This window comes from Mesorhizobium silamurunense, assembly GCF_014843905.1.
Lineage (GTDB): Bacteria > Pseudomonadota > Alphaproteobacteria > Rhizobiales > Rhizobiaceae > Mesorhizobium > Mesorhizobium silamurunense.
This window is the reverse complement of the sequence record NZ_LPVS01000243.1, coordinates 1-10,551: the sequence shown is the minus strand read 5'-3', so window position 1 is coordinate 10,551 and position 10,551 is coordinate 1. Positions and strand designations below refer to the sequence as shown.

Annotated in this window: 12 protein-coding genes; 3 read left to right on the top strand and 9 right to left on the bottom strand. The window is 64.9% G+C overall.

Translation table 11 applies throughout. From position 1 onward, the window contains the following. From AU465_RS33875 to AU465_RS33865, 3 genes are all read right to left on the bottom strand, one after another. A partial coding sequence (locus AU465_RS33875) for an amidase family protein (protein WP_246506683.1) occupies nt 1–505 on the bottom strand: 505 nt, incomplete at its 3' end. A 129-nt stretch (nt 506–634) separates the two neighbouring features. Next, nucleotides 635–1,237 (bottom strand): sulfotransferase family protein, encoded by a 603-nt coding sequence (locus tag AU465_RS33870; RefSeq protein ID WP_192257463.1) that lies wholly within the window; start codon nt 1,235–1,237, stop codon nt 635–637. Nucleotides 1,238–1,286: 49 nt separating this feature from the next. Beyond that, the gene (locus tag AU465_RS33865; RefSeq protein ID WP_192257461.1) at nt 1,287–2,186 is read right to left on the bottom strand and encodes a VOC family protein; all 900 of its coding nucleotides are present in this window, start codon (nt 2,184–2,186) and stop codon (nt 1,287–1,289) included. 188 nt (nt 2,187–2,374) lie between these two features. Here AU465_RS33865 and AU465_RS33860 point away from each other — a divergent pair, with 188 nt between their 5' ends. After that, a complete protein-coding gene (locus AU465_RS33860) occupies nt 2,375–2,674 on the top strand; it encodes a hypothetical protein (RefSeq protein ID WP_149803665.1) in 300 nt (99 codons plus the stop codon). 46 nt (nt 2,675–2,720) lie between these two features. Here AU465_RS33860 and AU465_RS33855 read toward each other — a convergent pair whose 3' ends face one another. The 5 genes from AU465_RS33855 to AU465_RS33835 form a co-directional block, all read right to left on the bottom strand. Continuing rightward, complete coding sequence (locus AU465_RS33855; protein ID WP_192257459.1) at nt 2,721–3,035, bottom strand: MocE family 2Fe-2S type ferredoxin; 315 nt, start codon at nt 3,033–3,035, stop codon at nt 2,721–2,723. Nucleotides 3,036–3,100: 65 nt separating this feature from the next. Beyond that, on the bottom strand, nt 3,101–4,063 hold the full coding sequence (locus AU465_RS33850) for a substrate-binding domain-containing protein (RefSeq protein ID WP_192257457.1): 963 nt from the start codon (nt 4,061–4,063) through the stop codon (nt 3,101–3,103). A gap of 178 nt (nt 4,064–4,241) precedes the next feature. Next, nucleotides 4,242–5,252 carry a sterol desaturase family protein gene (locus AU465_RS33845; protein WP_192257455.1) on the bottom strand — a complete coding sequence of 337 codons (1,011 nt, stop codon included), beginning with the start codon at nt 5,250–5,252 and terminating at the stop codon, nt 4,242–4,244. Between the two features lie 7 nt (nt 5,253–5,259). Next, on the bottom strand, nt 5,260–6,051 hold the full coding sequence (locus AU465_RS33840; RefSeq protein WP_192257452.1) for a 3-methyl-2-oxobutanoate hydroxymethyltransferase: 792 nt from the start codon (nt 6,049–6,051) through the stop codon (nt 5,260–5,262). Between the two features lie 213 nt (nt 6,052–6,264). Then, the gene (locus tag AU465_RS33835) at nt 6,265–7,269 is read right to left on the bottom strand and encodes a LacI family DNA-binding transcriptional regulator (protein ID WP_192257466.1); all 1,005 of its coding nucleotides are present in this window, start codon (nt 7,267–7,269) and stop codon (nt 6,265–6,267) included. A 246-nt stretch (nt 7,270–7,515) separates the two neighbouring features. Here AU465_RS33835 and AU465_RS33830 point away from each other — a divergent pair, with 246 nt between their 5' ends. Then, nucleotides 7,516–7,788, top strand: a complete 273-nt coding sequence (locus tag AU465_RS33830; RefSeq protein WP_192257450.1) for a hypothetical protein — start codon at nt 7,516–7,518, stop codon at nt 7,786–7,788. 80 nt (nt 7,789–7,868) lie between these two features. Here the strand turns inward: AU465_RS33830 and AU465_RS33825 are convergent, their stop codons facing one another. Continuing rightward, nucleotides 7,869–8,159 carry a hypothetical protein gene (locus AU465_RS33825; protein WP_192257448.1) on the bottom strand — a complete coding sequence of 97 codons (291 nt, stop codon included), beginning with the start codon at nt 8,157–8,159 and terminating at the stop codon, nt 7,869–7,871. Between the two features lie 168 nt (nt 8,160–8,327). Between AU465_RS33825 and AU465_RS33820 the strand changes: the two genes are divergently transcribed. Continuing rightward, nucleotides 8,328–10,472, top strand: coding sequence for a bifunctional AfsR/SARP family transcriptional regulator/alpha/beta hydrolase (locus tag AU465_RS33820; protein WP_192257446.1), 2,145 nt, complete (start codon nt 8,328–8,330; stop codon nt 10,470–10,472). Nucleotides 10,473–10,551 lie beyond the last annotated feature (79 nt).

The following is a 10,551-nucleotide window of genomic DNA, read 5'->3' as shown; positions in this document are numbered from 1 at the left end:
GCCCGGCGGCGACCGCGGCCGCCGCGCCCCCGCTGGAGCCGCCGGGCGTGCGGGTGACGTCCCACGGATTGACGGTGCGGCCGAAGATCGGATTGACGGTCTGCAGATCGCGCAGCCTGGGCGGCACGTTGGTCTTGCCGATGATGATGGCGCCGGCCTTGCGCAGCCTGGCCGCGATGGTGCTGTCCGTCGCCGGAACGTGGTCGGCACAAGCCTCCAGGCCGACGGTGGTGCGCATGCCGGCGGTGGCGTGGCCGTCCTTGAGCGTGACCGGCACGCCGTGCAGCGGACCGACGGCCTCGCCGCGCGCGAGCGCCTGGTCGACAGCCATCGCGCCGGCACGGGCAGCTTCCTCGTCGAGGGTGACGATGGCGTTGAGGAGCGGATTGACCAGCGCGATGCGGGCAAGCTGTGCCTCCATCGCCTCGACGGCGCTGACGCGCCGCTCGCGGATCGCCGCCGCCAGCTCGCTGGCGGTCAGGAAGGTGGTGTCGGAGCGGGTCATGATTGTGTTCCTTCCTTCGGAAGGAAGTAGGGACTAGGCAGTAGGGAAGTAGGGCGATAGGGCGATGGCGGTCAAAATGTGCGGCGTTCACCCTACTGCCTACTACCTATTGCCTACTCCCTTCCCTTTTCACTTCAACGAAAGCGCCGTGCGGAACTCCTTCGTGGTGTTGCGGCTCGGATAGGGCTCGGCCGGCACTGGGACGCCGAGATGGGCGCAGAGCGGCTCCCAGCCGTCGCCGAGCTTGTGGACCAGCAGACGCTCGGCCGGCACGGTGTTGAGTACCGCCGCGACATTGGCCTCGTAGACGGCGATCGCATGCGCGCGGTCCTGCGGCCGGTCGCCGAAGACCTGTTTGGAGACGAGCGCAATGCCGAGCGACTCCTGGTCCCGGCTGCCGCCGACTGCCGGCAGGATGGTCTTTGCGAAACTCTCCCACCAGCTTTCAGGCGAGCGCCAGGTGAGGATGACGCGCGCCTCGGGATAGGTTTCGATCAGCTCGCGCCAGTAGTGCGCCGACGGCCAGTCGACGCAGGATTTATAACCGGCAAAAAGCCGGTCCCAATCCGGCACCGCGCCCTTGGCCAACGCCCGCCAGAGCCGCTTCTGCTCCTCATGCGCCGTGACCTCCGACATGTGGTGGCATGGGCCGAAGCCGAGCATCGTCAGCGCCTCGCGCATCGAATCCGTACCGGTTCGGCCGAAGCCGGTCCCTATCACCCTGATTGACATTTTTCCCCTTCTCCCTCTGTGCTTCCCGATGGGTCCACCGCGGCGCGAATCAACCTTCCTGAACCACGAGCCGCAAGCGATTGCCCTCCGGATCGGCGGTGTCGATCGCGTCGCCGATCTTTTTCGCAGGCACGCTGGCGGCGTCGAGCCTTAACGCGACAGCGGCAAGCTCTTCTGCCGAAGCAAGCTCGACCGTGAAATGGTCGAGCCCGGCCGCATTCGGCGGCGGCTCGCGCAGCTCGTCGCGCGCCCAGATGTTGAAAGCGATCATATGCGCCCGGCGCCCGGTGCCGCAATCGAACATGCCGAAGGTCCTCGACCGGATATGCGGCCGGAAGCCGAGCACGCCGACATAGAATTCCATCAGTTCCTCCGGCGCGCGGGCGCGCATATGGATGTGGCCGATGAAGGCGTCCTCGGCCATCGCGGATTCAACGTGGCCGGAATCGCCGAGATCGCGCAGCAGGCCCGGGACGTCCAGCGGCTCGAGCCCGGAATGCGCGCTGCCATCGGCGGCAATCAGCGTCACGCGGCCGTCGGCCGATACCTCCCGGCGCTGGAAGCGCTCCGGCGTGTCGAAGCAGATCTCGATGCCGTTGCCGGACGGGTCGGAGACGTAGAGCGATTCCGAGACCAGGTGATCCTGGGCGCTGTACCGCAAGCCCGACGCCTTGAGGCGGGCGGCGGCATGGGCGAGGTCGCGGCGCGTCGTCACATGGATGGCGACATGGAAGAGATCGCGCGATTTCTGCGGCAGGGGTGTCTGCGCCCCGGCATGGAGCACTATCAGCGTCCGCCCGCCGGCGCCTAGCTCCGCCGTGGCGGCATCCCCGCCGACAAGCGCCAGTCCGAGCGTGTCGCGCCAGACGGTCAAAGCGGCCGAGATCTCGGTCACCTTGAGATGGACCGGCCCGAGACGGGTGGCTTGAGACAGCAATCCTTCGTCCATCGTCGTCTATCCGATTGCGGTCGAGGGATATATTAGCCCTGAATGATATCTCTGTCTTGCGCCATGTTCGGGTTGACCCCTCCCCGGCGGACGGCGACTATTGCCAAAAGACAATTTGCTTTCACGCAGTTCCGGACGAAAAACCGCTGCACGGTTTTCCCTGAATTGCTCAGTCAGGAGGACTTCCCATGGACGACACCGACCACTGGCGCAACATGGCGAGCGCGCCGCGGGACGGCAGCCGCATCCTGGTGACGGTGCGCTCGTCCGAACAGGGGCCGGCCGAGGTCGACATGGCCTACTGGTCGCGCGCCGACCAGTTCGGCGAGGAAGGCTGGCGGGCGTCGGACTCTTCGCCCGGACGCATCGTCGAATACGCCGAGCCGGAACTCAGATGCTGGATGCCGCTGCCATCGGCAGGGCGCGGGTCGATGCCGAGCCCCTGGGAGGGTGAGGACGTGCCGTTGGTGGATGGCGAGGGGATCTAGGCGGCGCCCTCTCCTTCTCCCCTCCTGTGGGAGAAGGAGGAGCTTTTCACCCCACCGCCACTATCACGTCCCCCGCCTCGACCTTCGCCGGATAGGTCTTCAAATTGATACATGGCGGCAGGCGCTTGGCGGCTCCGGTGCGGTAGTCGAATGCGCCGGCGTGCTTTGGGCATTCGACCTCGTAGTCCATGACCAAGCCGTCGGCGATGTGCACCGCCTCATGCGTGCAGAGCCCATCGGTGCAGAACACCTCGTCGTCGGGCGAGCGGAAGATCGCGTAAGTCCGGCCGCCATGGTCGAAGCGGCGGGCGCCCTCCTGTTCGATGTCGTCGAGGCCGCAGGCCCTGATCCAGCCGGTCATTTTTCTCACCTGTGAATTCGATCGCGGCGGGCCTCCGGGATTGCCTCGGAGGCCCGGTCCTGGGATCAGTTCTTGTTCAGATATTCCGCCGCGTTCGCCGGCGTCACCAGCTCGAAGGGCACGTAGACGACGCGGTCGACCTTCTCGCCCTTGGCAAGCGCGAGCGCTGCATCGACGCCGCCGCCGCCCTGGCCCTTGGCGTTCTGGAACACCGTCACCGAGAGCTCGCCGGCCTTCATCGCCTGCAGACCGTCCTGCGTGGCGTCGATGCCGCCGACCACGACGTTCTTCATATCGATGCCGTTGGCCTTCAGCGCCAAGATGGCGCCGATGGCGGATTCATCGTTGTTGGCGATGACGGCGTCCGGCGCCGCACCCGCGGTCAGCCAGTTGGTCATCAGGTTCTGCGCATTGTCGCGCGACCATTCCGACGACTGCTTGTCGGTGACCTTGATGAAATTGCACATGTCGGTGCCAAAGATCTGCTCGACATCCTTGGTGCGCTGGAGTGCTGCCTGATGCACCAGGCTGCCCATGATGATGTAGGCATTAGCGCCGGCCGACTTGCCCTTGGCGCGCAGCATCTTGCAGACTTCAAAAGCTTCCAGCGTGCCGGACTCGACCTCGTTCGAGCCGACATAGACCTGTTTCTCCGGCAGGTTCTTCATGTCCGACGGCTCGAGATTAACGAAGACCAGCGGAATGCCGGCCTTGGCGGCTTCCTCGCTGATGGTCTTCGACGCATTGGTATCGACCAGCGTGACGATGATGGCGTCGACGCCGCTGGCGATGAAGTTCTTGACCTGGTCGAGCTGCTTGGCGACGTCGTTATGCGCGTCCTCGATCTGGATATCGGTGCCCTTCTCCTTGGCGCGGGCCTGCATGCCGTGCATCAGAAGCGTCTGAAAATTATTGTCGAAGTCAACGATCGAGACACCGAGCTTGGCGGCGAAGGCGCTGGTCGAGACAGTCGCGAACGCGGTCGTCATCAAAGCGGCGAGCGCCGTCGAGATGAGAAGTTTCTTCACGGGTTTCCTCCCTCTGGATCTGGAGTGCCGGCTCACTCCTGTCTTGTTCACCGGCCCTTGCGGGATGGCTAAGTGAACCGCCGAAACCGTTCACGTGACTGTCTGTGCGGGCGTCATTTCGCGGCGGCGGCGTTGGCGCGCCTTCTTCTTCTCGTAACGTGGCTGTCTATCCGGGCTGTCACTTCGCGGCGGCAGCGTTGGCACGCGCCTTCTTCTTCTCATAGCGAGCCTGCATGCGGGCCTCGCCTTCCTTGCCGCCGTCGTGAAAGGTGCCGAACCAGCGGTCGAACGGGATCAGGCCGTCGCCGTAGTTCACCTCGAAATATTTGTGGTGCAGGTAGTGGATATAGGCGTGGCTATCGACGCTCGTATCCTCGGTCAGTTCCACCTTGTCGAAGCCAACATGGCCGGGGATGGCACCGAAGCCGGCATAGTGGAGCTGGTAGAGCGCCAGCAGCGGATTCGACGGGATGATCAGGTGCCAAAAGGCGACGCCGAGATAGCCGAGCTGCTCCACTGGATGCATCGACAGCGACGACCACGGCGACGGGTTCACCGAATTGTGGTGCACCGAATGCACCCATTTGTAGAGCGGCGCCCAGTGGATCGTCCGGTGCAGCAGGAAGAAATGCGTCTCGTGGATGATCGGTACCACCAGCGCCAGGCAGAACAGGTAGACCGGATGCTCGGCGAAGCTCAGCCACGGCACATAGCCATTGGCGTAGGCATAAAGGATCGCCACCTCGATCGCCGTCCAGATCGGCATGCCGGTGCCGAAGGTGCGCAGCATGTTGTCGATGTTCTGGTCCTCGAAGAAGAAGGCCTTGCTCTTCTGCTGCGACGGCCATTTGCCATTGTATTTGAAGCGGTTGCCCTGGGCTCTCAAAATGTAGAGTCGAAGCTCGAAGGTGCCGAAGAAGACCAGGAGCGCGGCGCAGTTGACGAGGAACAGGCGCAGGATCCAGCCGACCGCGAGCGTCTTCATCACCTCGACGTCGGGCAGCACGAAGCGCCACCACGCCACCGCCGAGAGGGCGAAGAGCAGATTGTAGGGCAGGAAATAATGCGGCAGCCATTTCAGCACCGCCAGCGGGCGCGGCGGGAAGACGAAGAGCGGCGCGGTGCCGGCCGGTTCGTTCGGAGCCCAGTCGCCCCTTTTGTTGCGCGTGCCGTATTGCAAGTCGTCCATGCTGATCTCACAAAGACTGGGAAAGGGTGAGGAAGCGGTCATAGGCGGCATCGTCCATGTCCACCTGATGCTTCGCTTCGGGATACGCGCCGGCGGCGACGTCGTGGCCGAAGGCGCGGAAAGCGGCGATGCGCTTTTCCTGCAGCTCGGCCTCCAGCGTGACGAAGTCGGCATAGCGCTTGGCGTGGCGCGGATAGTGGCCGGCATGGGTGCCCAGCACATCGCAGGAGAACAGGTATTGCGTGTCGCAGGCGCTGCCGCAGCCCATGCCCATGGTGATCAGCGGGGTCGAGCGTGTGATGTGCTCGGCGAGTCTGACCGGCACCACCTCGACCTCGATGCAGGCAGCGCCCGCATTCTCCATATCCTTTGCGGCGCGCAGTACCTTGAAGGCTTCTTCCGCCGTACGGCCGATGGCGCGAAAATTAGTCCAGGTCGCGCGGTTGGGCACCAGGCCGACATGGCCGGTGACAGGGATGCCTTCGGCGGCCATGGCCTCGATGAAGCGCGGCGAATGCGACGAATAGACCGCATCGGCGCCGCGCTTCATCATGGCGAAGCCCAGCCGCACCGCCTCATCGGGCGAAACGACCGCGCCATATGGCATGCCGACGGAGAGGAACGCGTGGGGCGCCGCCTGGCGGATGGCTTCCAGATTATGATCGGGCTCGCAGGAGAGGATGACGATGCCGCAGGCGACCGCGGCGGCGGCTTCGGCGGGCGTGTCGACATGCAGCTGCAGCCATTTCCTACTGCCTTTGGCGCTCTGCAGATCGTAGGCTGTCAGCCGTCTCGCCATCGATGATCCTCCCGCTCCCGGTAAGACGATCACGGCTGGAAAAGTCCCCCTCACCCGGATCGCCACCTCTTCAAGAGAGAAGAGGATGCCGCCGGCGTCGGTGCTGCCCGGCGGCCGGATGAGGGGGAGAATGCTTGTGCCAATCGTCTCCCGGTCACGGCGAGTTAGCACCGGGATTGCAGCGAAGGCTCGCGGTTCCTTGATCAAATCAGATCAAAGGTTCTCGGCGGTGAAGGTGATGAAGCGGATCGGCGGGTTGTCGACCGGAAGGTCGTGCAGGTTGAGCGCGGCAAGCACCAGGTCGATGGCGCGGCGCGCCTGCGCCTCCGGCGCCTGATCGAGCACGACATCCATCGTGCCGTCGCGCAAGCCGCGGGTGCTGCGCTCGGTGAGTTCGTGGCCGACGAAGAAGATCTCGCGGCGTCTGCCATGTCGGCGCAGCACCTCGTTCAGCGCCGTGTTGGCGCCGCCGGCATTGTAGAGGCCGGCAAGATCCGGCCAGCGCTTCAGCGCCTCGTGCAGCAGCTCGGCGTTGCGGTCGCCATCGTCGAAGCCGAACAGCGCGGCCACCGGCTCGAAATCTCGCCCCTCCTCGATCAGATAGTCGAAGAAGCCGCGCACGCGGTCGCGATGCACGCGATAGATCTGGCTATGGCAGATCGCCACCACCTTGCCCGGCTGCCGCTGCATGCGCGCCATCAGCAACCCGGCCATCCGCCCGGCGGCGTAATTGTCGATGCCGACATAGGTGCTTTTGGTGCCGGAGATCTGGGTGACGATCTGCACTGTCGGGATGTTTTCCGCCTCGAGTTTTCCTAGCGCAGCGCTCACCAGCGGATGATCGGGCACGGCGAGGATGAGCGCGGCGCGCCTGAGGGCTGGCTCCAGGATGCGCTTCGCTATCGCCGCCGGATTGGCCTCGTCGAGGAAGGTGCGGTGGACGGCTATCGTGCGGTCGAGCGTCGCCGCGATGCGCTCGAAGGCGCGCGACAGCCTGGCGAAGAAGGTCGCGTCTGGCCTGACCAGGATGACCTCGATGCGGATGACGCCGCGATGCGCCTCGGGGAGCCGGCGCGGATAGTCGAGCGAGCGCGCGGCGGCGACCACCTTCTCGACGGTCTCGGGGCGCACCCCGCCCCTGCCGTTCAGCACGCGCTCGACGGTCGCCGTGCCGACGCCGGCGCGGCGGGCGATCTCGAGGAAGGTGGGCTTTGGAATCTTCGAGGCTCCCCGCTGCAGCGACGCGGGAGCCTAACCGTTCTGCTTCTGTCGGAGAAGGCGGATCGGCCCGCCCAACCCCCCATCTCCCCACCTGCGGGGAGATCTGCCGTTCCGCCCTCGCCATCGTCACATTAGAAAATACTAATTGACAAGCTGCCGAAAGCGGCACTCATTCGACGTAGTAAGGATCGCAGCCATGGCGGGCGATTTCTACCCGCCGACGTCAACTCGGGAGGGTCTCAAATGCCAACGATCATCGGCCATCACGACATCAGCAAAGACGCGAACCACTGGCTCACATCGCCCAAACGCGAGGAGCTGTTCGGCCCGCTCGGGATCACCAATATCCGCACCTTCGTCGACCCCCAGAACCCGAAACGCGTGGCGGTGATGATGGACGTTCCGGACATGGACAAGCTCGCGGCCGTGATGCAGAGCAAGGCGGCCGCCGATGCCATGGCGTTCGACGGTGTAGTACCGGAATCGCTCGTGATCCTGGTGGAAGAGAAGGGATAGCCGGCACGCGCCCTGGCTTCGGGCGCCGCGCTCAACGGCCCAGAATATTTTGCTGAACCGCGCCTGGCTCTTCGACAGCGTCAGGCCAATGGCGTTGATCGGCGCCTGGCATTGTTTGCCGGGCCGACATTTCGATCGGACGATCGCTGTGCCAGGAAGAAGGCGCGTCCGGCACCTGCGGCCAGCGTTGCGGCACGGGTCACCGCGGCCCACAGTTCGAGCCTGTGCACGACAGATGCCCGGTGGGCTTGTTGCTTTGCGAGGTAGCGGGCCAGGGCAATGTCATGGCGCTGCGTGGCACCATGCCCGTCCTGATCGTCCGAGGGATCGACATGCCAGACGGGCCATTCGGTCAAACCGGGGCGTTGCACGGGTGTCCTCCTGAGACAAGAGCTTCAGTGCGGACAGGCTCCCCCAGCGCCGTGAGGAATGCGTGGGAACCAGCGTGATGAAATCGTGAAAAGCCGGCGCAATAACAGTTGAAATAGAGCGCGCTCCGCGAAAGGATCGCGCTGCACATTGTGGCTGTGGCGGATCCGATGACCGGGCCTCACCTTTATCTGCTGGGTGGTTTCGACTTTGCCGGTGTCGGGGCCGCAGTCCCGGCCTTCAGCCGCAAGGCACGTGCGATGGTGGCCTATCTCGCGCTGCAATCCGGGCATTCGCAGTCCCGCGAGAAGCTGGCGACACTGCTTTGGGGCATCAACAGCGAGACCCAGGCCCGGATGAGCCTGCGGCAGGCGGTGTCAGCCGTCAGGAAGGCCATGCAGTCATCCGGTGGGCGCTTTCTCACCGATGGCGACAACGTCGCCCTCCATCTCGATGGCCTTGATTTCGACGTCGTGCGGTTCGAGACGCTGGCGGCCAGCCCGGCGCCTGAGGATCTCGAAAAGGCGCTTGTCGTCTATCGCGGCGACCTGCTCGACGGGTTCGGCCTGAAGGAGGAACCGTTCGAGGATTGGCTGCGGGTCGAGCGCGAGCGCCTGAGGGCAATTGCGGTCGCAGTGCTGGACAGGCTGGTCGCGCACTATTCGGCGACCAACGATCCCGCCTCCTGCGCGCGCGCGGCAACGCGCCTGCTCGCGATGGAGCCGCTAAGGGAGGACGCCCACCGCGCCCTGATGCGAGCCTATGCGGCGCAGGGCCGGATCAATCTGGCGCTCAAGCAATATGAAAACTGCCGCGATGCGCTGCAGCGAGAGCTTAAGCTGCAGCCCGAGCCGGAAACCCGGCATCTCCATGAAGAACTGCGCACACGCCGCATGACGCCGCAAGCCGCCTCCCGGACGGCCACCTCGGGTGCTCTCCCGACATCGCCACCGGCGCCAACCAAGGCCGGCGAGCGCCGCGCATCCGGCGGCGAGCCCCTGCGCCCCCCGACCCACTATGTCAAATCGGCCGGGATCAACATCGCCTATCAGGTGACCGGCGATGGACCGATCGACATGATCTATGTGCCTGGGTGGGTCTCCAACCTCGACCTGGCCTGGGCCTCGCCGCGGTTTTCGCATGTACTCCAGCGCCTCGGCACATTCTGCCGCCTGATCCGCATGGACAAGCGCGGCACCGGGCTGTCCGACCGCAATGTCGGTTTGCCGACGATGGAAGAGCGGATGGAAGACGTGCGGGCGGTGCTGGACGCTGTCGGATCGAAGCGGACGGTTCTGTTCGGCAGCTCCGAGGGCGGTCCTATGTGCATGCTGTTTGCGGCGACCTATCCCGACCGCACGGCGGCACTCGTGCTCAACGGAGCCGCCAGCGGCAGATGGTCGAAGGATTACCCCTGGGCGAAGACAGCTGAGCAGGTGGAAGAGGACCTGACCGTCGTCGAAAGAGAGTGGGGAGAGCCGGCGGATATGAGCAATGCGGCACCCAGCCTGATGAATGACAGTTTCGAGAAGGAATGGTTCGCCGCCTACCTCCGGAATTCCGCCTCGCCCGCCGACGCGATCGCGCTCTGGCGCTGGGGCACCGAAATCGATGTTCGAAACATCCTGCCCGCCATCCACGTGCCGACGCTGATCGCGCATTCGGCCGGCGACCGCTGGGTCAAAGCGGAAGAAGGACGCTATCTGGCAACGCATATCGAAGGCGCGCGATACATCGAGTTTGCCGGCCGGGATCACGTGATCTGGGGCGAGAATTCCGATCGTATCGTCGACGAGATCCAGGCTTTCGTCACAGGCGCCCTGCCGGCGGCGCCTGGCGAGCGGGTGCTGGTGTCGGTGCTGTCGCTCGCGGTCGATGGCGCGGCGTCCGGTGCCAATCCGCTCGAGCACCCGGCCGACGCCATCCGCGAGGAATTACTGCTCGCAGGAGGCAAGGAGATCAGCCGGGCGGCCGGCAGGCTGCTAGCTGTTTTCCAGCGGCCGACGCGCTCGATCCAGTGCGCGATCGCGATTGGCGAGCGCCTGAAGCGGCTGGGTTTCGGGGTTCACGCGGCCATTCACATCGGCGAGTGCGAGGCGCGAGGCGACGATGTCTCCGGGATCGCCATCGAGGTAGCGTTGCAGTTGCTCGACCAAGTGCCGCCGGGCGAAATCATCGCCTCCCGGACGGTGCGCGATCTCGTGGTCGGCTCGGGGCTGATATTTGAAGAGCATGGCGAGATGGAAGCCGAAGGCCTGCCCGGTCCGCTTCAGTTCTTTAAAGTCACCCCGACGCCCGTAAGTGCCGGCGCATAACCGTCCTCGGCAGGATAAGCCGGCGGGACAGCCCCCCTCATATGAGGCGAGTTGTGTCAACGGTAGCGGCGGCGAAATC

Excerpts from the sequence above, each read along its gene's own strand:
- AU465_RS33870 (WP_192257463.1), bottom strand. The coding sequence starts at position 1,237 with ATGTCAATCAGGGTGATAGGGACCGGCTTCGGCCGAACCGGTACGGAT.
- AU465_RS33865 (WP_192257461.1), bottom strand. The coding sequence starts at position 2,186 with ATGGACGAAGGATTGCTGTCTCAAGCCACCCGTCTCGGGCCGGTCCAT.
- AU465_RS33860 (WP_149803665.1), top strand. The coding sequence starts at position 2,375 with ATGGACGACACCGACCACTGGCGCAACATGGCGAGCGCGCCGCGGGAC.
- AU465_RS33855 (WP_192257459.1), bottom strand. The coding sequence starts at position 3,035 with ATGACCGGCTGGATCAGGGCCTGCGGCCTCGACGACATCGAACAGGAG.
- AU465_RS33845 (WP_192257455.1), bottom strand. The coding sequence starts at position 5,252 with ATGGACGACTTGCAATACGGCACGCGCAACAAAAGGGGCGACTGGGCT.
- AU465_RS33840 (WP_192257452.1), bottom strand. The coding sequence starts at position 6,051 with ATGGCGAGACGGCTGACAGCCTACGATCTGCAGAGCGCCAAAGGCAGT.
- AU465_RS33830 (WP_192257450.1), top strand. The coding sequence starts at position 7,516 with ATGCCAACGATCATCGGCCATCACGACATCAGCAAAGACGCGAACCAC.
- AU465_RS33820 (WP_192257446.1), top strand. The coding sequence starts at position 8,328 with ATGACCGGGCCTCACCTTTATCTGCTGGGTGGTTTCGACTTTGCCGGT.